The 19,981-nt window shown below is 69.6% G+C and carries 18 protein-coding genes; 5 read left to right on the top strand and 13 right to left on the bottom strand.

The window, feature by feature from the left end; genetic code table 11:
- The first annotated feature begins 64 nt into the window (after positions 1 to 64).
- A complete protein-coding gene (locus OG485_RS43180; protein WP_328663387.1) occupies positions 65 to 2,008 on the top strand; it encodes a multicopper oxidase family protein in 1,944 nt (647 codons plus the stop codon).
- 113 nt (positions 2,009 to 2,121) lie between these two features.
- Here OG485_RS43180 and OG485_RS43175 read toward each other — a convergent pair whose 3' ends face one another.
- From OG485_RS43175 to OG485_RS43165, 3 genes are read right to left on the bottom strand one after another with little or no spacing between them, the layout of a single operon-like run.
- Positions 2,122 to 2,784 (bottom strand): sulfotransferase family protein, encoded by a 663-nt coding sequence (locus OG485_RS43175; RefSeq protein WP_328663390.1) that lies wholly within the window; start codon positions 2,782 to 2,784, stop codon positions 2,122 to 2,124.
- Positions 2,785 to 2,802: 18 nt separating this feature from the next.
- Positions 2,803 to 3,234, bottom strand: coding sequence for a carboxymuconolactone decarboxylase family protein (locus OG485_RS43170; RefSeq protein ID WP_326782988.1), 432 nt, complete (start codon positions 3,232 to 3,234; stop codon positions 2,803 to 2,805).
- A 60-nt stretch (positions 3,235 to 3,294) separates the two neighbouring features.
- Positions 3,295 to 4,323: a methyltransferase gene (locus OG485_RS43165; RefSeq protein ID WP_328663392.1), complete on the bottom strand. Its 1,029-nt coding sequence runs from the start codon at positions 4,321 to 4,323 to the stop codon at positions 3,295 to 3,297.
- Positions 4,324 to 4,544: 221 nt separating this feature from the next.
- Between OG485_RS43165 and OG485_RS43160 the strand changes: the two genes are divergently transcribed.
- Positions 4,545 to 5,162 (top strand): mycothiol-dependent nitroreductase Rv2466c family protein, encoded by a 618-nt coding sequence (locus OG485_RS43160; RefSeq protein WP_326782990.1) that lies wholly within the window; start codon positions 4,545 to 4,547, stop codon positions 5,160 to 5,162.
- Positions 5,163 to 5,193: 31 nt separating this feature from the next.
- Here the strand turns inward: OG485_RS43160 and OG485_RS43155 are convergent, their stop codons facing one another.
- Together OG485_RS43155 and OG485_RS43150 are read right to left on the bottom strand one after the other, a co-directional pair.
- Complete coding sequence (locus OG485_RS43155; RefSeq protein WP_326782991.1) at positions 5,194 to 6,072, bottom strand: NmrA/HSCARG family protein; 879 nt, start codon at positions 6,070 to 6,072, stop codon at positions 5,194 to 5,196.
- Positions 6,073 to 6,176: 104 nt separating this feature from the next.
- Positions 6,177 to 6,905 (bottom strand): SDR family oxidoreductase, encoded by a 729-nt coding sequence (locus OG485_RS43150; protein ID WP_328663395.1) that lies wholly within the window; start codon positions 6,903 to 6,905, stop codon positions 6,177 to 6,179.
- Positions 6,906 to 7,257: 352 nt separating this feature from the next.
- Here OG485_RS43150 and hemG point away from each other — a divergent pair, with 352 nt between their 5' ends.
- Positions 7,258 to 8,739 (top strand): protoporphyrinogen oxidase, encoded by a 1,482-nt coding sequence (hemG, locus tag OG485_RS43145; protein WP_328663397.1) that lies wholly within the window; start codon positions 7,258 to 7,260, stop codon positions 8,737 to 8,739.
- Positions 8,740 to 8,890: 151 nt separating this feature from the next.
- Positions 8,891 to 9,757, top strand: coding sequence for an RNA-guided endonuclease InsQ/TnpB family protein (locus OG485_RS43140; protein WP_328663399.1), 867 nt, complete (start codon positions 8,891 to 8,893; stop codon positions 9,755 to 9,757).
- 207 nt (positions 9,758 to 9,964) lie between these two features.
- Here OG485_RS43140 and OG485_RS43135 read toward each other — a convergent pair whose 3' ends face one another.
- The 6 genes from OG485_RS43135 to OG485_RS43110 form a co-directional block, all read right to left on the bottom strand.
- The gene (locus OG485_RS43135) at positions 9,965 to 11,716 is read right to left on the bottom strand and encodes an FAD-dependent monooxygenase (RefSeq protein ID WP_326782995.1); all 1,752 of its coding nucleotides are present in this window, start codon (positions 11,714 to 11,716) and stop codon (positions 9,965 to 9,967) included.
- 168 nt (positions 11,717 to 11,884) lie between these two features.
- On the bottom strand, positions 11,885 to 12,160 hold the full coding sequence (locus OG485_RS43130; RefSeq protein ID WP_328663401.1) for a hypothetical protein: 276 nt from the start codon (positions 12,158 to 12,160) through the stop codon (positions 11,885 to 11,887).
- Entirely contained in the window at positions 12,157 to 13,599 is a 1,443-nt protein-coding gene (gene tnpB / locus OG485_RS43125) for an IS607 family element RNA-guided endonuclease TnpB (RefSeq protein ID WP_328663402.1), read from the bottom strand. The genes OG485_RS43130 and tnpB overlap by 4 nt, the downstream gene beginning before the upstream one ends.
- Positions 13,596 to 14,171, bottom strand: coding sequence for an IS607 family transposase (locus OG485_RS43120; RefSeq protein WP_328663405.1), 576 nt, complete (start codon positions 14,169 to 14,171; stop codon positions 13,596 to 13,598). Before OG485_RS43120 ends, tnpB begins: the two co-directional genes overlap by 4 nt.
- A gap of 110 nt (positions 14,172 to 14,281) precedes the next feature.
- The gene (locus tag OG485_RS43115; protein WP_328663407.1) at positions 14,282 to 15,823 is read right to left on the bottom strand and encodes an alpha/beta fold hydrolase; all 1,542 of its coding nucleotides are present in this window, start codon (positions 15,821 to 15,823) and stop codon (positions 14,282 to 14,284) included.
- A gap of 453 nt (positions 15,824 to 16,276) precedes the next feature.
- Positions 16,277 to 17,008, bottom strand: coding sequence for a gamma-glutamyl-gamma-aminobutyrate hydrolase family protein (locus OG485_RS43110; RefSeq protein WP_328663410.1), 732 nt, complete (start codon positions 17,006 to 17,008; stop codon positions 16,277 to 16,279).
- A gap of 471 nt (positions 17,009 to 17,479) precedes the next feature.
- Here OG485_RS43110 and OG485_RS43105 point away from each other — a divergent pair, with 471 nt between their 5' ends.
- Positions 17,480 to 18,685, top strand: coding sequence for a ParB/RepB/Spo0J family partition protein (locus OG485_RS43105; protein ID WP_328663412.1), 1,206 nt, complete (start codon positions 17,480 to 17,482; stop codon positions 18,683 to 18,685).
- 35 nt (positions 18,686 to 18,720) lie between these two features.
- On the opposite strand, the gene OG485_RS43100 is transcribed toward OG485_RS43105, so the two are convergent.
- Both OG485_RS43100 and OG485_RS44180 read right to left on the bottom strand, forming a co-directional pair.
- A complete protein-coding gene (locus OG485_RS43100) occupies positions 18,721 to 19,665 on the bottom strand; it encodes an RNA-guided endonuclease InsQ/TnpB family protein (protein ID WP_443048887.1) in 945 nt (314 codons plus the stop codon).
- A 6-nt stretch (positions 19,666 to 19,671) separates the two neighbouring features.
- Positions 19,672 to 19,863 carry a hypothetical protein gene (locus tag OG485_RS44180; RefSeq protein ID WP_443048635.1) on the bottom strand — a complete coding sequence of 64 codons (192 nt, stop codon included), beginning with the start codon at positions 19,861 to 19,863 and terminating at the stop codon, positions 19,672 to 19,674.
- Between the last annotated feature and the right edge of the window lie 118 nt (positions 19,864 to 19,981).

The following is a 19,981-nucleotide window of genomic DNA, read 5'->3' as shown; positions in this document are numbered from 1 at the left end:
GGAAAGGCACGTCCTGGAGCCGAGCTCGAGTTCGACGAGAGCGGCCGCCCCTACCGTCGGGCGCATGGATCCCACAGCTTCCGAAACATTCGAGCCATCCGGGCCGAACCGCCGCACGCTGCTGCGTTACGGCGCCATGGCCGGGCTGGGCGCCCTGGTGACCGCCGCCCCCTTCTTCAAGTCAGATGGTGCGGCCGCCCTGACGGCCGGCGGGCCCGAGCCGACGGCGCCCGAGCTGAAGCTGACGAAGTTCAGGGATCCGCTGCGGGTCCCGCCGGTGCTGCGCCCCCGCGACCGCGGCGACCATGACGAGCTGACCGTCCGCATGCGCACCGCCGACGTCACCGTGCACTCGGAGATGCCGCCGGTGACGATGTGGACGTACGAGGGCGTCTACCCGGGCCCGACGATCCAGACGGTCAGCGGCCGTCCGCTGCGGATCGTCTGGGAGAACCAGCTGACGGGCAACATCCCCGTCAAGGCCGTCGACTTCGGCTCGACCACGGGCCGCTCACCCGACCCGCTCTCCAACTACCCTGGCACGTCGGGAACCCAAGTGGTCCCCGACGTGTCGGACCTGGCGCCGTGGGCCGCGGTGCACCTGCACGGCATGCTGACCGGCGGCGGCAACGACGGCTGGATGGAGAATCTCATAGGCCCGGGCGACGTGCAGTTGTCGGCCTATCCGAACAACCAGGCCGCGACCACGCTCTGGTACCACGACCACACCCACCACGTGAGCCGCTTCAGCGTCTACGCCGGGCTCGCGGGCCTGTTCCTCTCCCGCAACGAGGAGGAGGAGGCGCTCGACCTGCCCGACGGTGCCCGCGACGTGCCGCTGATCCTCAGCGACCGCAACTTCGACGTGGACGAGTCCGGTGCCCTCGCCGGCCGGCTGGTCCACAAGGTGGAGATGATCGGCCCGCAGCGGCTCATGCGTACCCACGCGGCCCCATACACCCTGGTCAACGGGGTGGTCTGGCCGTACCTGGAGGTCGCGCCGCGCTGGTACCGGTTCCGGATCGTCAACGCCGCGAACTCCCGGATATACCGGCTGATGCTGCTGTCGGACGGCCGGCCCGTCCCGGGTGCGCTGCGGGTGATCGGGACCGACCAGGGCCTGATCGACAAGCCGCTGACCGTCGAGGGGGCGCTCAACCTCTCCCCCGGCGAGCGCGCCGACGTACTGATCGACTTCAGCGCGTTCCGGGGGCAGGCCCTGAAGCTGGTCAACACGCTGGAGGGCATCGCGCCCGGTGCCTCCGACAAGCCCAACGACCTGCTGGAGCCCGACGTGATGCAGTTCCGCGTCGCGGACCAGCGCCCGTCCAACCGGTTTGTGCTGCCGGAGGTCATCTCGCCCACGTTCAAGCGGCTCACCCACCACGACCTGCCCCACGACGTCGCCCCCCGGTGGGTGGTCGTGGTCGGTCCCGGCTCGACGAACATTCCCGAGCTGTGGGAGATGGAGGAGATCGACCCGGCGGGGATCACGTTCCCGTCCCCCGGGACCATCCAGGTCCGGGACGCCGAGGGCACCGTCAAGACGCTGCGCAGGACGGCGATGGCGTACGACGACGGCAGGACGTTCACCGCCGCGCTCGGCAGCGTGGAGATCTGGAAGTACCTCAACCTCGCCGCGTCCCCGCACCCCATGCACATCCATCTGTCGCACTTCCAGGTGCAGTCCCGCGAGAACTACGACATCACCGGGTTCGACCGCGCCACCCGCGGCTCGGCCAGGCCCATCGCGTTCAAGGCCGCGGGGGTGCTGGAAGCGCACGAGCTCGGAGAGAAGGACGTCATCCGGGTGGGTACGGCGGGCCAGATCACGCCGAACGCCACGCTGGGCGAGCTGGTCACCGTGGCGGTCCGGTTCCCCGTCGTCGGCAGGGGCGTCCACCACTGCCACATGCTGGAGCACGAGCAGCACATGATGCGGCCCCTCGTGGTGTCGCCGGCCATCCATCTGCACGCGGGCGGCAACCACACACACGCAATGCCGTGAGCCCGCGCCGGTGATCGGCGCGGGCCCACGGGGCGCGCCCAGAACCCGAGAACGGCAGCCGGCGTCCGAGGACGCCGGCTGCCGTTCTCGTCGTGATGCCGGGACTCGCTGACTCAACCGGCAGGAACCGGGCCGGCGCCGGCTGCCTGGGCTATCCGCTGACGCATCTCCTCGGAGCTGTTGGCGCGCGGGAACTCCTCGTCGGGAACCTCGACCCCGAGGAACGCGCACAGCGGCTCCCACCCCTGCTGCACGTCGTACACGAGGACGTTGTCCGCGCCGAGGGCGCGCACGACGTCTTCGGTGTGCCGGTGGTAGACCTCGATGGCGTGGTCCTTGTCCGAGAACCGGCCGTCGAAGAGGCCCTCCCAGACCAGGGCGTTGACGACGCGGAACAGCCGGGCCTGCCGGGAGCCCGGCTCGGGCGGGTGCTCCATGGTCCGCAGCGCGAACTGGTACAGCGTGTCGTAGGTGCTCTTGTACCAGCCCTCGGCGTCGCGCACGGTGAGGACCACCCTGGTCCCGGGGAGCGCCTCGCTGATCTGCTGGTAGTAGACGGTGGAGGGACCGTCCACCGCGGAGGTGTAGCCGTCGTAGAGCGCGGCCCAGTCGGGGCGCTCGCCGTCGCAGATGATCCGCTCCCACCGGGCGAGGCGCTGTTCGTCGTCGACGATCTCGAACATGTGGAAGCAGGGCCCGAGGCCGAGCCGCTCCAGGGCCACCTGGAGTGATGTCGTGCCGGTCCGGCCCAGGCCGGCGTTGATGAGCTTCAACACGGTGATGTCTCCTCTTCCTCAGCGCCAGACCGCGTCGTCCTGGTGGGTGGCGACGTTCACCCTGTTCCAGAAGTTGACCAGACTGATGTGCATGATCAGGGCGCCGAGCTGCACGTCGGTGTAGTGCTTGGAGGAGTTCGCCCAGACCTCGTCCGACGGCGCGCTCCGGGCGTCGGTCTGCACGGTGACGGCCTCGGCCAGCTCCAGGGCGGCGCGCTCGGCGTCGGTGAAGGAGGGCTCGGTCCGCCACGTGTCCACCAGGGGCAGGCGCTTGTCCGCGGGCTCGGCCGGGAAGGTGTAGACCCGGCCGTTGAGCGCGGCGACGCGCAGCCGGATGAAGTCGAGGGTCGACTGCGGCACGCCAACCTTGCCGATGACCTCGGACAGGTCGAGCAGGGGCTGCAGGGCGCCGGGAACGACCAGGGAGGGGTTGCCCATCCGTTGAGCCATCGGGAGTTCTCCTGTGTGATAGCGGTGCGCTGGAAGGTGAGAGGACGCCGGACAGGGCCGTCAGACCGGGATCGCCTCGATGATCGAGATCGGTGACGCGGTGGGAATCACCCTGCTGATCTTGAAGCCCGCCCTGGCGAACAGCTCGGTGTACTGCGCGAGGGTGCGGTCCTGGGAACCGATCATCAGCATCAGCCAGAGGTCGATGGTGTGGCCGATGTGGCGCTCGTTGTTCTCGGGGAGCAGGTACTCGATGCAGAGCAGCTTGCCGTCGGGGCCGATCGCCTCGCGTGCGTTGCGCAGGGCGGTCAAAGCGTCTTCCTCGGAGAAGTTGTGGATGATGCGCTTGAACAGGTACGCATCACCGCCCTTGGGCAGCTTGCCGAGGTAGCCGCCGTGCTCGACGGTGCAGCGGTCCGCGACGCCGGCCTCCTCGAAGAGCGAGGCCGAGTCCACGGTCGCGATCTCGAAGTCGTACAGCACGCCCTTGGCGTTCGGCGCCTGCTGGAGGACCCCCGCCAGGAGGTAGCCGCGGCCGCCGATGACGTCCACGACGGTGCGGAACCGGGAGAAGTCGTAGGCGGCCAGGACCGGGTCGGTCTCCGACTCCGAGACCTTGCCGAACGCCTGGAAGAACGCGGCGGCGTAGGCGTGGTTCGCGTGGAAGAAGTCCAGCGTGCTCATGCCGCGCAGCTTGGGCAGGTTGGCCTCGCCGGTCTGCACGGTGGTGAGCAGGTGGCCCCACTCCTCGTGCAGCAGGGGGTGGCTCATCAGCTGGGCGAACTTCCGCATCGAGTCCTGCGCGTCCTCGCGGAGCTTGTTGGACAGCGCCGTGTTCTCGTACCGGCCGTCCGGACGGACCGCGAAGACTCCGTGGCCGGACAGCGCGCGCAGGATCCGGTGGGTCGCCCGCGGGTCGGCTTCGACCCGCAGTGCGATGTCCTCGGCGGAAAGCGGCGCGTCGGCGAGCACGTCGGCGATGCCGAGCCGGGCTGCGACGGAGATCGCCTGGGTGATGACGGCACCCTGAATCAATTCGAGCAGCGCGTAGGAATCCGACTGGTCGCGGACCTCGGCCGATGCGGACATCGCTTTCCCCTCAGAGTGTCTTTTCTCGGATTCCAGACGATAAGTCGACGCTTCTCTCCGCCGCAACCGGCCAAGTTTCTCACGTCATTGACAAGAATGTTCAACCGGGGAATTCTCGCGTTTGAACGGAGCCCACCTCTACTAACACTCAACCGGGAATCCGACCCCGCTTGTCAGGCTGTGCCGACCGCGAACTCGCAATCGCCTTGAGGAGGCCGACGTTGGCACACGACACCCCGACCCCGGTGGATTTCTGGTTCGACCCGAGCTGCCCCTGGGCGTGGATGACATCCCGGTGGGTCCTTGAGGTCGCAGAGCGACGGCCCCTGGAGATCCGCTGGCACATCATGAGCCTGACGCTGCTCAACGAGGGACGCGCGGACCTGGACGAGCGCTGGCACCGTGACCTGGCCCTGCGAATGGAGCCGGTACGGGTCTGCGCCGCCGCCGAGCACACGTACGGACCCGGGGCGCTGCGCCGGCTCTACACCGAACTCGGCACCCGGTTCCACCTCGACAAGGCGCCCAAGGAGCGGGCCACTTACGAGGCGGCCCTGGCCGCCTCGGGCTTCGATCCCGCCCTGGCCGACGCGGCCGGGTCCGACGCGTTCGACAGCGCGGTGCGTGCTTCGCACCACGACGGCATCGCCCGCGTCGGCACCGATGTGGGCACCCCCGTCATCGCCGTGGGGGGGGTGGCCTTCTTCGGACCCGTGGTGACGCCCACACCGCGGGGGGAGGCCGCGGTGAAGCTCTGGGACGGCGTGCTCGCGGTGGCCGAGACCGACGGGTTCTTCGAGCTCAAGCGCACCCGGACCCGGAACCCGATCTTCGCCTGAGCCCCGGCGTCCACCACGGCCGGCTCGGGCGTCAGCCGCGGGCCGCGACCGCCGGGGCGGTCCAGTTGTCCTTCAGCCACGCCTCCACGGAGACCAGGTTCGGCCTGTTCTTGCGCAGTTCGGTCAGGTCTGCCTGGAAACCGTCACGCTCGAACCAGTCGAACATGTTGGCCAGGTCCGGGCGACCCGCGCGCAGCGGCTCGATGGGCAGCTGCTGGAAGCGGGTCGGGATGCCGGAGACGGCCTCGAACGCCGCAGCCATCTGCGGCCCGGTCAGCTCGTCGCTGGCGATGTCGACCGTCCGGCCGATCCATTCCTGCGGGTTCTCGAAGGCGTCCGCGGCGAAGGCGCCGATGTCGCTCGTCGCCATGATCTGCACCGAGGTCTCGGGGTCGAGCCACATGGCCAGGACGAGCTCGCCCTGCCTCGCGCGGGGGGCGATGTCGAGGAGGATGTCGTGGAACATCGCCGGCCGCAGCACCGTGGTCGGCAGGTCGAGCGTCGCCAGGTACTGCTCACCCACCAGCTTGCTCTCGAAGTGCGGGACGCGGGTGTCCCGGTCCGCACCGCCGACCGAGCTGTAGACGAAGTGCTTCACCCCGGCCCGCACCGCGGCGTCGGCCACCGCCTTGCCCTGGCGGATCTCGGCCTCGACGCCGCCGGCGCCCCGGAAGGTCTGCACGCTGAAGACCCCGTACACACCCTCCGTCGCCGCCGCCAGCGACGCCTCGTCGTCCATGTCACCGCGGACGAGGACCGCGCCCGCCTCCTCCAGCGCCCGCGCCTGCGCCTTCTGCGGGTCGCGGACCAGGGCGCGCACGGAGAAACCCCGCCGCAGCAGCTCGCGGGCGACCGCCCCACCCTGCCGGCCGGTGCCGCCTGTCACCAGGATCGTCTCTGCAACCGCCACTGTCTGCCTCCATGTTGTGTGCCCGCCGGTCCTTGCCCGGCCCGGCTGTCAGGTGTGATGGCCGCGAACGGCCGAGGTCCCTCGCGGGATGGTGACGTTGCGCGCTACCACGGAACGGGGCCGTCGTCGGACAGGCACTGGCCCGACGGGCCGGCCTCGTCCAGCGTGGCGAGCCGGACGGCGATCTCCGCGCCCTCGGCGGGGGACCGGAACCCGCGGTTCTGGTTGATGTCGGTCGCCACCACTCCGGGGAGCGCCGCGTTGACCTTGATCGGGGTCTCCCGCAGCTCCTTCGCGTACGCGAACGTCACCGCGTTCAGAGCGGTCTTCGAGGACTGGTAGGCGATCATGTTGAGGCCCGCCAGAGGGCCGCTCGGAGCCGAGGCCAGGGTCAGCGAGCCCACGTGACTGGACAGGTTGACGATGCGGCCGGCCGGAGAACGGCGCAGCAGCGGCAGCATCGTGTGGGTCACGGTGACCACCCCGAACACATTGGTCTCGAAGACCTCCCGCAGGTCGACGGCGGTCGCCTCACTGGGCGTCCCGGTAAAGCCGCCCGCGATGCCGGCGTTGTTCACCAGGATGTCCAGGCGCCCGAACCGCCGCTCGATCTCGCGGGCCGCCTCCCCCACGGAGGCCGGGTCCGTCACGTCGAGCCGGAGCGGCACGGCCGTGACGCCTTCGTCTGCCAGCGCGTCGGCGGCCTGCTTGCCGAGCACCTCGTCCCGGGCGCCGATGAGAACGATGATCCCCTGCTCGCCGAGTTGCCTCGCAATGGCGAATCCGATGCCCTTGTTGGCGCCCGTGATGAGCGCGACCTTCTCGAACGGCACGTTTTTCCCTTTCGTGAGGTCCAGGTTCCAATGCCTCCGGAACGCCAATTCGCCGGATACGCGGAGGCGGCGAGCGGAACATCCTGCGCCCGGTTTTTAAGCAATGAATTAATACGTTCACGGTACGAAACGCAAATGCCCGGGCACCTCCGATGCTGCCGTCGAACCACCCTGTTCAAATGCCGAAAGCCCGCGGTCGAACAGCCGACCGGCGAGCAATCGCGAAAGATTCGGCCCGCCTTCAAGGCGCCCTCCACCCGGGGTCCGGGGCGCTCGGCCAGACTGCCCACGGCCTGTCTCGGCGCCGACCGTACGGGCCTTACGACACCGTAACCATGAAGGAGCTGGTGGAATGACTGGGAGCGAACAGGCTCAGGCGAGCGGCAAGCCCCACGTGGTCATCGTCGGTGGCGGGATCTCGGGACTGGCGGCGGCGTTCCACCTGCGGAACGAGCCGGTGCGCGTGACGCTCCTTGAGGCCTCGTCCCGGCTGGGCGGAAAGCTGCTGGTCTCCGACGTGGCAGGAGTCGCGGTCGACGAGGGCGCCGAGTCGCTGTACGCCAACCGCAAGAAGACCACCGGCCTGATCAAGGAGGCGGGACTCGGCGAGCAGATCATGTCGGCGGGCCCCGTCACCGCGTCGGCGATCTGGACCGGGGGCACGATCAGGCACCAGCCCGACCGTCAGTTCATGGGTGTGCCCTGCGACATGGACGACCTCGCCCGGTCCGGGGTGCTGTCCGCCGAGGGCGTGGAGCGGGCGCAGCAGGACCTCGTGCTGCCCTCGTTCGACCTGAAGGGCGACATCTCGGTCGCGTCCTTCGTCGGCGGGCGGTTCGGCCAGGAGGTCGTGGACCGCCTCGTCGAGCCGTTCCTCGCCGGTGTGTTCGCCGGGCGTGCCTCGGACCTCTCGTTCGAAGCCACCCTGACCCCGCTGGCGAGGGCGTCCCGCGATCACATCTCGCTCGCGGACGCGGCCGGCTCGCTGGTGCCGCACCTGCAAGAGGGCGAGAAGCCCCCGCCGGTGAGCGTCGCCACCCTCGAGGGCGGCTTCGGCACGCTGCCCGCGGCGATCGTCCAGCAGGTGCTGGACGCCGCGCCGGACACGGCCCTGCGCACCGGCACCCCCGTCCGGGACCTGACACGCAAGGGTGACCGCTGGCAGGTGACCGTGGGGTCGGCCACCGACTCGGAGGTCATCGACGCCGACGCGGTCATCATCGCCACCCCGGCCGGCCCGACGGGCAGCCTGCTCGCCGGGGTCCCGGGTACGTCCTCCGCTGTCTCGGCGCTCTCCGAGGTGCCGTACGCCAGCGTGGCCATGGTGACGCTCGCCTACCCGCGCACGGCGTTCCCGAGCGGGCTCTCGGGCCGCGGCTACGCCGGTTACCGGGTGCCGGCGGAGGAGGGGAAGGCCGTCAAGGAGGTCACGTTCACCACGGTGAAGTGGCCGCACCTGGCGGGCGAGGTGGAGATCGTGCGCTGCTCGCTCGGACGGTTCGGCGAGGAGCACCTGCTCCAGCTCGACGACGCCGACCTGGTCGCGCTGGCGACGGCCGAGCTCGCCGAGGCCACCGGCGTGACCGGTGTCCCGGTGGCGTCCCGCGTGAGCCGCTGGGAGAGCGCCCTGCCGCAGTACACCGTCGGCCACGTGGACCGGGTGCGGCGGATCCGTGAGACCGTGGCGACCCAGCCCGGACTCGCGGTCTGCGGTGCGGTGTACGACGGCGTGGGCGTCGGTGTCTGCATGATGACCTCGCGGAGGGCCGTCGACCAGATCCTCCCCGTCGTGAAGAAGGCTGCTGTAGCTGACTCGGTCGCAGTCGGGGTGTGAGCCCGAATCCACCTCGTTTCCTTCTCGTTTCCTTGCAGGGTGCCCCGGCCTTCAGGCCGGGGGTGAATGCGAGCCCCTGCGGAGCAGGGCAGAGGAATCGCCGTCAGGGCGATTCCTCTGCCCTGCTGGCGTCGAGGGCGATCTCGAGCAGGTGCAGGATCTCGGCGTTGAGCGTGTCATCGGCACCGACCGGGTGCCGGAGTTGACCGAGGACGGCTCACCGAAGCTGAACGCGAAGACCGGCAGGCAGGTCATGGGCCGCTCCGTGGTGGTGCACCAGCTCAACCGGCGGTGGGCTCGGGTCAAGGTGCCCGGCTGCGGCTGGGTCCGCTTCCGCCTCACCCGGACCGACCTGCCCGCCGCGAAGACGTTCCGTGTCACCTTGCGCAACGGCCGGTGGCACATCGCCTTCGCGGTCGTCCCCGCACCGGTCGCCGCACCGCCCGGTACGGGCGAGGTCATCGGTATCGACCGGGGCGTGACCATCACCGCCGCCCTCTCCGACGGGCGGAAGCTGAACTGCCCGCAGCTCACCGTGAAGGAACGCGCGCAGGTCCGCAAACACCAGCGACGTGCCGCACGCGCCTTGAAGGAAAGCGAGCGCAAGAGCGCCGAGTACGCCAAGGCCGCCCGTATCAAGGCCCGTGAAGCAGACCGGCGCAAGGACTGGTGCGAGAAGACCAGCACGATGCTCGCCCGCACCTACCGTCTGGTGCGGTTCGAGAAGCTGAACATCAAGAACATGACCCGCTCGGCCAGCGGAACCACCGAGCAGCCCGGCAGACAGGTCAGGCAGAAAGCCGGGCTGAACCGGGCCATCCTCGCGCAGGGCTGGGGCCTGCTGCGCCAACGCACCGGGCACAAGGCCCCGGGCCGGGTCGAAGACGTCCCCGCCCCCGGCGATCAGCCGGTGCCGGAGGGACGACACCGCCCGAACAGCGGTCGAGCGTCCGTGAACCTCAACCCACCTGGATTGGAATCCCCCTCTTTTAAGAGGGGGAGGATGCCACTGGAGTGATCCCGAAGTGATCACTCCAGTGGATTCGGCATGCGTGCGCCGGCTTACGGGCAGGACGAGAAGGGCCGTGCCCGGGCACGGCCCTTCTCGTCCTGCCCGTTCCGCGTCGCGGAAGCGGCGGTCTTCGTCGCGGCACCAGAAGATCCGGTCAGCGCTCGGATCGCTGACCGGATCTCTGATCGGATCCTGATCGGATCCCTGACCGCATCAGCGGTCCAGGATCGTGGCGAAGACCTCCGTCAGCGCCTGCTCCGCGTCCTTGCCGGCGCCGGTGCTGCGCCAGGCCACGTGCTGGTCGGGACGGATCAGGAGCGCGCCGGCACCAGTGATCTGCCGGACGGCCTCCCACCCGCCGTCCACGTCGGCGTACTCGGCGCCGTCGCCGATGCGGACCGCGTTGACCTGGACGGAGAACTTCTCCGCCACGCGTGCGGCCGCCTCGCTCCACGCCGTCCCCTCCGGGCCGGTGATCAGCGTGAAGCCGGTCCTGCCCGTCAGGTCGAGGGTGGACAGGCGCTCGCCGTCCCGGGTGATCCAGGCGTGCGGCAACCGGTGGCCGGGGCGCGACGTCGGCGTGTGCTCGTCGCGCATGGGGACGCGGGCCGGGCGCTCGGTGCCGTCGGAGACGACCGCTCCCTCCTCGTAGGCGAAGCCGATCTCCATCTCGAACGACTGGCAGCCGCCGCGGTGGGTGTCGAATATTTCCAGGGCCCGCGCCCGCACAGTGTCGCCGAGCGGGGACGGGTCGAAGTACGCCGCCAGACGCTGCCCGCGGCGCCCCGCCGGGATGTTGTGGCCGCCGCCGATGGCGTCGATGACCGCCTGGTGGTGCTGAGCGGCGGAGACCGCCCAGTCGACGTTCTCGCGGCCTACAGGCCGGCGCTCGGCCTCGTAGGTGTCGATCAGGCTCTCGGGCGCGCTGCCGTTCAGTACCGCAGCCAGCTTCCAGGCGATGTTGTGCGCGTCCTGGATGCCGGTGTTGAGGCCGAGGCCCACGGCGGGCGGCTGCTTGTGCGCGGCGTCGCCCGCGATCAGCACCCGGCCGACCCGGTACTTGTCGGCGAGGACCGCGTTCACGATCCAGTCCGTGATCTTGTGCACGGTCACTTCCAGATCCGGCACCTTCAGCACTTCACGGATGCGGTCGACGACCGTCTCGTTGTCCCAGCGGCCGGCCGGGCCGGGGGCCATGTGCAGGCCCCACTGCTCGCAGGCCTTGCCCCAGCTCGGACCCATCTCGATGAGGTTGACGGAGAGGTCGGGGTCCTCCGGGCTGAGGTAGTGCGTGATGAGCGTGCCCTCCTCCCACCACTGCGACAGGTCCGCGGAGAAGTACACGGTCGTCGTGTTGACGTTGCTGGGCGGGCCCTGCAACTCGATGCCGACCTTGGAGCCGACGAAGCGGCCGCCGTCGGCGCCGAGGAGGTACTGCGCCTTGACCGTGATGACCTCGCCGGTCTCGACGTTGCGCACCTCGGCGACGACGTGGTCGCCCTCGTCGGAGAAGTCGATCACCTCGTGGCTGAAGAGGATCCGCCCCGGACTGCGCTGCTCCGCGTGACGACGCAGGATCGGCTCCAGCCACATCTGCGGCAGCTTCGAGGGCAGTTCCGGCCCGGCCGCCCCGTAGCGCTCCGTCAGTTCGCCACCGCCGAAGGCGTCCATCTCATGGATCCGGCGAGCGTCGATCGGCCCGTCACCAGCGAACGTGGTCGCCCAGCGCACCTTGCCGAACTTGTCCAGCGGCGCCGCCTCCGCGAGGACGTCATCGCGGATCCCGTGCTGGCGGAAGATCTCCATCGTGCGCTGATTGAGGTAGTGCGCCTTCGGCACCCTCGACGTGTCCGCGTGCCGCTCCACGAGCAGGTGGTCGATGCCCTGGTCAGAGAGAAAGACGGAGGCGGACAGGCCACACCCGCCGCCGCCCACGATCAGGACCGGAACCTCGATTGACGTCATGTTCGCCCTTCCAGAATTCAGATGGCTTTTCCCGCACAGCCTGACAACGTCATCCGCAACCCTGGTCAAGAACGACTGGACTCCGAAAAGCCGCCGGCCGGTCACGCGGGTGACCGGCCGACTACGTGCCTCGGGGGAAGGGGTTCCTCCGGGGTTCCTCCCAGGTACTCAGCCGAGCCAGACGCCGTCGCTCATCAGCGTGCGTCCGGCCAGCTCGTTGGCCTCCCGCCAGGCCTGGATGCGCCGGGGCCGTACGCGGAAGTACTGGTAGGGCTGGTCGAGTTCGCGCGGGTCGAACCCGGTCTTGGCCGCGAAGGCGTCGGCCGTCCCGCCGAGTTCGGCGACGTCCACCGGCTCCGCGTCGCCGTCGACGATCACGACGTCGCGCGTCAGGCCGAGGCCGACGCGCACCCGGCCGTCCGCCAGCAGGTTGCGACCGGTCACGGAACCGCGCGGGGTCGAGATGAGGATGGCGGTCCCGTCCCAGAAGAACGAGAGTGGGATGAGGTGGGCACCGCCCGCCCCGTCCCTGTCTTGCGATGGGGGCGGGTGGTGCGGGTCTTGTGGTCGGCTCCACGAGGCTTCGACACCTTGGGGGTGTCCAGGTCTGCGGCCACTCCGGTACCTGTTGCTGCGATTGCCGCGAGTGCGGCGAGTGCGGTGTTGTCGTCCCGGTCGATGACCAGGCCGCAGGCGTCGCATTCGTAGGTCCGCACGTGCAGCGGCAGCTTGGCTTTCACCGCGCCGCACCCGGAACAGGTCTTGGAGGAGGGGTACCAGCGGTCGGCGGCCAGGATGCGGCAGCCGTTGCGCTGGGTCTTGTAGGTGAGCCGGCGGCGGATCTCCCCGAATCCGGCGTCGGCGATCCTGCGGGCCAGGCGCCGGTTGCGGAGCATCCCGGCGACGTTCAGGTCCTCCACCACGACGGTGCCGTATTTGGCAGCCACGGCGGTGGTGAGCTTGTGCAGGGCGTTGGCGCGGAGGTTCGCGATGCGGTGGTGCACCTTGTTGCGGACGGAGTCGGCCTTCTTCCACGGGGAGGAGGGCCGCTGTCCGGTCCGGCGGTCCGGACCGCGGCGGCGGGAGACGGTGCGGGAGGCGCGGCGCAGCTCCTTCAGGGCGCTGTCCAGACGCCTGGGGTTGGACACTTCGCGGATCTCACCGGTGCTGTCGGCCATGACCGCGAGAGTCTTCACGCCCAGGTCGATGCCGACCGCGGCTTCGGGCCGTGCGACGCGGACGAGGTCGCGTTTGACCTCGATCTGGAAGGACACGAACCAGCGTCCGCGTTCGTGACGGACGGTCGCGGACAGGATCCGCGCCCTGTCGGCCTGGACGCGGTGCAGGAGCTTGGCGGTGGGCTCGTGGACGCGGATGGTTCCGAGCCTCGGCAGGGTGACGTGCCGTCCGTCGGCGTCGAGGCGGATGGTGCCGGTGGTGAACCGGCAGGACAGGCGCGCCTTGTGCTTCGACTTGAAGCGCGGCGTCCCCATCCGCCGGCCGCGCCGCTTGCCGTTCTTCGACTTCGCGTAGTTGTCGAACGCGGCCGACGCGTTCGCCAGACCGGTGGAGTACGCCTCCTTGGAGTTCTCCTCCCACCAGGAGGCGAACCGGGGGTCCGTGTGCTTGGCGGCGTTGAACTCCTTGCGCAGCGATGGCAGCGACCACGGCCGCCACTCGGTCAGCGTGCCCTCGGGGACGCCGTATGTCTCCTCGGTCCGGCGCTGCCACCAGGATGCGGTCACCCAGCCGACAGCCCAGTTGTATGCCGCGCGCGCCGCACCGCAGTGCGAGCGCAGTGCGGCCTCCTGGGCGGCGTTCGGGTCCAGCGCGAAGCGGTACGCCTGCACCACGAACCCGGGCTGCGGCCGGAACTTCTTCACTCGGCGGCCTCGCCGGTCGCCACGGCCACCGCGCGGGCGGCCCGGGTCTTCGCCGCCCGCTGCCCGTACAGGCGGGCGCACATCGAGGTGAGCACCTCGGTGACGTCCCGCACCAGGTCGTCCGCGGTCTCGGCAGGGTCGAGGACGACCAGGCGCCTGCCGGACGCCGACAGCGCGGCCTCGAGGTGCTCGACGCCGAACCGGGTCAGCCGGTCACGGTGCTCGACCACGATCACAGCCGTACCCGGGTCGGCGAGAAGCCGATGCAGTTTGCGACGGCGCCCGTCCGGCCCTGACCCGACCTCGGTCACGACTTCCGCGACGGCCAGGACCAGTCCATTCGCGCCGGACACCACCCGCGCAGCCTGCCGATCCAAGTCGACCTTCTGGTCTGCTGACGACACGCGGCAGTACGCCACCACGCGTCCGGACGGCTGGACGGCCACCTCATCGACCAGCCACGTCCCGGACGGCGCCTGGCGGACCGGCACGGGCATCTTCCCGTCCTTCACCCACCGCCAGGCGGTCTGGTAGCTCACGCCCTGCTGACGCGCCCACTCCGACAGCCTCACAAAACCAAGCTACGTGAGATGTCTGACCAGAGACGACTATGAATGATCAGGAAATCCATGGCAGTTGTCGCCCCCGCATGGTGATCATGCGGGGCCCGGCTGACGACGGATCAGGCCGTCGGCGGCACCGGGTCCTCGGGCGCCTGGCAGGTGGCGTCGATGCCCCACGACGAGGTGGGACGAGTGCCGTCCCTCAGGTAGTCGCTGACGTAGGTGTTGAGGCAGGGGTTGTTGTTCGCCGACAGCGCCGAGCCGACGTTGTGGCCGCCCAACTCCATGATGAGACGGGAGTTGGGGAACCGGATACGCATGTCGAGAGCGCCGAACATCCCGTGTGCGCTGTCGTACTGCGGCTGCACCAGCAGGACGTTGGCGCTGCCGTTGCCGACCTGCGCCGGAGCCTGGGTCTGCACCGGCCAGAACGCGCACGGCGCGCTGTACCAGCCGTTGCTCCAGGTCAGGAGGTGGTTCCCGGCGGCGTACTGGCTGGCGAGGGTGGCGCTCCACACCTTCCAGTCCTTCGGCCACCGGCCGTCGGTGCAGTTGACCGCGTTGGTCATCGCGACGCGGTTCTGCTGAGGGAAGCCCGGGGTCGGGGAGTCGGCGCGCAGCGCCGTCGCGTCACCGCGCACCACGAAGTCGGAGAGTATCTTCGCGCGGCTCACCCAGGTCCAGCTGCGGTAGACGACCTGCTCGAAGACGTTCGCCCACTCGCCCGGTCCGATCTTGCCGTCGACCGGCGCCGCACGGAGGGCGTCCTGGCCCTTGTAGTAGTTCGCCTCGACCTCGTCGGCGGTCGTGCCGAGGTGGTAGACGGAGTCGTACTTGGCGACCCAGGCGAAGAAGATCCCGCCGTTGTACTCGGACGTGATGTTCTTGAACATCTGGTTCTGGTACCCCACGCCGCTGGGGCTGGGCACGCTGTCGAGCACCATGCGCTTCACCCGGGTCGGGTACATCGTCGCGTAGACCGAGCCGAGGTAGCCGCCCCAGTCGATGCCGTAGTAGGTGATCTGCTCCTGGCCGAGCGCGATCCGCATCTGGTCGAGGTCGCGCGCGGAGTCCTTGGTGGTGAAGTGGTTGAGCAGGTCGCCGTACTTGTCACCACAGCTCTTGGCGTACGCCTCGGCCTTGGACACGGCGTTCTGCTCGTCCTCGGCCGTCTTCGGCACGGGGTCGGCCAGCACCGGGTTGATGTAGGACGGGTCGCACACGATCGCCGGCTCGCTGGCCCCGACGCCGCGCGGGTCGAAGCCGATCCAGTCGTAAGCGGCGCCAACGTCCTTCGCCAGCCCGGTCGTGCCCTTGGCGTACCGGGTGGGCATGTCGCGGCTGATCGGGCCGGGCCACTGGCCGCGGTGCAGCAGCACGACGCCCTTGTACTGGTCGTCGATGACGGTGTGCTTGGCGCGGGTCAGCGCCAGCTTGATCTTCTGACCGCCGGGCTGGGCGTAGTCGAGCGGGACCTCCACCGAGCCGCACTCCAGGCCCTTGAGCAACGCACCGAGGTTCGGGTCGATGTCAGGACACGGCGACCAGGCGATTGTTCCCGTGGTCGGCGCGGCAGCCCCCTCGGCCGCCGCCACGGGCGTGACGGCCGGAACCGACAGGCCGATCACGATCACCGCATTTACCAATCCGAGCTTTTTCATGGATACCCCTTCTGGATGCACGGCGCACACAGCGTGGCAAGGGGGTCCTTGAAGCGGCTCGAAACCTGCTGGAGTCAGAATGAACCGATGAGCGAGCCGCAGACCGACGGGGACCACTACGTCGGCGGCGGCCGGCTGGTGGCCACCTTCACCGACCTCGACGGCGACGTCCTCGGGCTCATCCAGGGCTGATGCGGGGCTGATCCCGGGGCGCCTGCGAAACGGCCCGACCACTCACCACGCTGTCGGGCGGCGGCGCCGGCAACGAGGGCGGCCGGGTGGTGCCGGGACAAGGCCCGCCTCCGCCCTTCCGGCTTTTCTCAGCACGCGAACCGGAAACCCTGAGGGGAAATACGGCATTCCCGTCACCGGCGCCGCCGGGTTCATCGGATCACATGACTGAGAGGTTCGCCCGGGGCGGGGCACGTTCGGTGATCACCGAAGACCTGCGGGTCAGCGTCCGGCAGCGTGCACGAGTGCGTGATGAAGTCGTTGGTCGGGTGTGAATCCTGCTTCCCATTGCACGCCGACGGCGAAGGGGCGATCCGTGACTTCGACGGCCTCGACGGTACCGTCCTCCGCCCAGCCGGTGGCGGTGAGGCCGGCACCGAGCCGGTTGACGGCCTGGTGGTGATGGCAGGCCGTCACCGGCACGTCCTCGTCGAGGACACCGGCGATCCGGCTGCCCGGCTCCAGCTTCAACGGGTGGGAGCCGAGGGTGAAGGACGGCGTGTTCGGGCGGTGGCCATCGTGGCCCGTGACTTCGGGCAGGTGCTGGTGCAGCGTGCCTCCGTGCAGCACGTTGAGCAGCTGCATGCCGCGGCAGATGCCCAGCACGGGCAGCTCGGCGTCAAGTGCCGCCCGGATCAACACCAGTTCGGCGCGGTCGGCTTCCGGGGTCATCGCCCGCGTGCCGGAGTGCGGGTTCTCTCCGTACAGCGCCGGATCCACATCGGGGCCACCCGGGATCAGCAGGCCGTCGATCCGGTCCGCCATGGCCTCGACGCCGGGCAGCAGCGGAAGCAGCAGGGGCGTGCAGCCCGCCGCGGTCAGGAAGGCCAGGTGAGACTGGAGCGCGAAGCTGACGACCATCTCGCTGCCCTGGAACGTGACCGGCGCGGTCCGCGCACAGATCCCGATCACTGGCCGCCCCGTGCTCGCCGAACCATTCACGAATGATTTCATAGCCACCTTCATGGATTTCCGGGTTCAACTGAGGAAAGTAGGCAGATGCAACATCCGCTTCCGCGGAGAGCCATAACGGAAATAAAATAGCCGTTTACGTAAAGCGGCGGCCATCGTTCAAAACCGGGCAGGCCGACGCCTACTGAACGGAATGACCTTCCTGATATCACAGACGGGGACCCCTTTACCCGCGCTGTGGTTCACCGTCTCCCCCGGCACGCTCACCGCGAAGGTATTCGACCGCCTCGCCACACAGCCCGCCGCACGGTCCGCCTCGTGGCCCGCAGGGATGCTCGCACTCCGGGCGGCCGCCCTGCCGGCCGTCGCCGCGGTGCTGCCGCGGCGGGTGTCCGCCGGTCCGGCGGACACCCGCTGTCCTGCATTTCCAGGAAACTTCAATCTCCCCTCAACTGCAGCTGGAGCCCCTCCTGCGATGCTCATCGGCAGCGGCAGCAGAGAGGAAGTGAAGGAATGGCTCAGAGCAGCGCGCAGGCCATCTTGATCACGAACGCGTTCGGCTCCGTCAGGACGGAAGGCGTCGACGCGTCGGCCCGCAGCGAATTCGATCTGAAGAACCTCGAGCAGCTTCCCGCCTGCGACATCCTCGTCAACGCGCTGTCGGCGGGCGTGTCTCTGCGCCGGAGCGGCACGGACGCCGCGCACATCCAGCTTCTCGTCGACGCGGCCGGCTCGGCGGAGCTGCCGCCCGTTCTGGTCCAGATCGACGGCTACCGCATCATCGACGGCCTGCACCGGCTGGAAGCCGCCAAGCTGCGCGGCGACAGCAGCATCAAGGCGCGCTTCGTCGACTGTTCGAACTCCGAGGCGCTCGTCATCGCCATGAAGGCGAACGTCTCGCACGGACTGCCGCTGTCGAAGACCGACCGCGTGTCCGGAGCCCAGCGTGTCCTGAGTTCCCACCCGGACTGGTCCGACCGTGCCGTCGCCCGCATCACCGGGCTGAGCGCGAAGACGATCGCGTCGCTGCGCGAGAAGTCGAGTGAGGGAACACCGCTCGACGGCAAGCGCATCGGCCGGGACGGCAGGCGGCGTCCGGTGGGCCCGGGCGAGGGCCGGCTGCGGGCCGCCGAGTACATCGCCGAGCACCCGAACGCCCCGCTCCGTCAGGTCGCCCGGGAGACCGACGTGTCGCTCGGCACGGTCCACGACGTGAGCGCCCGGCTGCGGCGTGGCGAAAGCCCCGAGCGCAGCGGCCGCCGGACACCCGACGCGGCGGCGCAGCCCCTGCGATCCGTCCACCCCGCCCACCCCGTCCACCCCGTGCGGTCCGTACAGCTGTCCGGGGAACCGTCGCGGCCCGTCTCGGCAGTTCCCGGCGGCGCGGATTCCGGTGGCGCAGCCCATGTGCCGCTGCAGGTGGCACCGAGCATCGACAGCGCGCCGCAGCGTAGGGACCGCACCGACGAGATTCCGGCCTGGACGACGGTGGCGGCGAAGATGGCCGCCGATCCCACCATCCGCTACACCGCGGGCGGCCGGGAGTTCCTCCGCTGGATGCAGCTGCACGCCGCCGAGCCGGACGACGGCTGGCGGGAGCTGATCGACGTGGTTCCGGCCCACTGGCTCGGCGTCATCGCCCCGATCGCCGAGCGCATCGGCAAGGAATGGAGCCTGCTCGCCGAGGGGCTCAAGACCAGGCAGGACATGATGCCTTGAAACCTCCCCTTCCCTGAAGGGAGGGGATTCCTGGCTCAGGCCGCCTCCTGGAGCAGCGCTCCAGGAGGTCTTGCGCCCTCGACGCCAGTCGGGTCGAGACCGGCCCGGAGCAGCATCACGCGTGCGGAGTTCTTGTCCCTGGGGGACACGGTTTTGCACGCGGTGCAGGTGTAGGTGCGTTGTGACAGCGGCAGTGCGTGCTTGGTTCTCGCTCCGCACTGTGCGCAGTCCATGGTGGTGTGCGCGGGGTGCACGAGGCGGATGTCCCGCCCGTGCTTGCGGCCCATCTCCAGCAGGGCTTTCTTGGTGGCGCCGATGGCGGCGTCGGCGGCCTTGCGGGCCATGGTCGACTTGGCGAGGAACTTCGGCCGGAAATCCTCCACCGCGATGGCGTCGTGGTCGTGCACGACCTTCTTCGCCCATTTGCGTCCGGTGTCCTGCCGCTGCCGGGCGACCTTCTTGTGCGCCTTGGCGCGCAGGTGCTTCGCCTCGCGGTAGCCCTTCGACGCAGCCTGCCCCTTCTCGGGCCTGCGGCGGGCCGTCATCCGGTCGTACCGGGTCAGTTTCGCCCGGGCTTTCCTGCCGTGTTCGGGGTGGGGGAGGTCGTGGGCGTCCGAGGTGGTGGTGGCGGTCTGCTTCACACCCCAGTCGATCCCGATCACCCGGCCGGTGGCGGGCAGCGGCCGGACTTCGGCGGGGACGACGAACGAGGCGTACCAGTGGCCGAGGCTGTCGCGGTACACGCGCACGCTGGACGGCTCGGCGGGCAGGTCCCGCGACCACACCACCGTCAGGACGGTCCCGCCCGCGAGGTGCAGGCGCCCGTCCTTGAGCCGAAAACCCCGCCGCGTGTAGTTCAGCGTCGGATCACAGCCGTGCTTCTTCTTGTGCCCGGGCATCCCGGCCCGCTGCCTGACGGGCAGCCGATCCCTGATGTCCTTGAGCACCTTGGCGCGGGACCTGCCGAAGTCCCGGACGATCTGCTGCTACGGCACCGACGAACCCGCCGCCAGCCACGGCGTCATGGCACGGGCCCCGGTCAGCATCCTGTCCAGCACGGCGGGACCGCACTTCTCCCCCTCACGGTGGGCCTTCCTGGAACGCGCGACGCACTCGTTCCAGATCCACCGGCACCGGTCCCACTCCGCCAGCAGCGCCGTACGAGCCGTCGACGACACGCGAAGCCGGTACGTGTACCGGGCATGCCCGCCCTCACCGGCCCCCTTCACCCCCGACACCACGCCCCCTCCCACACATCCCGACTCCCGCTCACCCGGCTTCCACCACGAGACCGTA

The sequence above is a fragment of the Streptomyces sp. NBC_00328 genome (assembly GCF_036139655.1).
Taxonomy (GTDB): Bacteria; Actinomycetota; Actinomycetes; order Streptomycetales; family Streptomycetaceae; genus Streptomyces.
Note: the sequence above shows the minus strand (reverse complement) of the source record. Positions and strands in the feature narration are given on the sequence as shown.

Coding starts and splice junctions, on each gene's coding strand:
- OG485_RS43170 (WP_326782988.1), bottom strand. CDS start 3,234: ATGGCTCAACGGATGGGCAACCCCTCCCTGGTCGTTCCCGGCGCCCTG.
- OG485_RS43115 (WP_328663407.1), bottom strand. CDS start 15,823: ATGAAAAAGCTCGGATTGGTAAATGCGGTGATCGTGATCGGCCTGTCG.
- OG485_RS43165 (WP_328663392.1), bottom strand. CDS start 4,323: ATGTCCGCATCGGCCGAGGTCCGCGACCAGTCGGATTCCTACGCGCTG.
- OG485_RS43110 (WP_328663410.1), bottom strand. CDS start 17,008: ATGAAATCATTCGTGAATGGTTCGGCGAGCACGGGGCGGCCAGTGATC.
- hemG (WP_328663397.1), top strand. CDS start 7,258: ATGACTGGGAGCGAACAGGCTCAGGCGAGCGGCAAGCCCCACGTGGTC.
- OG485_RS43180 (WP_328663387.1), top strand. CDS start 65: ATGGATCCCACAGCTTCCGAAACATTCGAGCCATCCGGGCCGAACCGC.
- OG485_RS43135 (WP_326782995.1), bottom strand. CDS start 11,716: ATGACGTCAATCGAGGTTCCGGTCCTGATCGTGGGCGGCGGCGGGTGT.
- OG485_RS43105 (WP_328663412.1), top strand. CDS start 17,480: ATGGCTCAGAGCAGCGCGCAGGCCATCTTGATCACGAACGCGTTCGGC.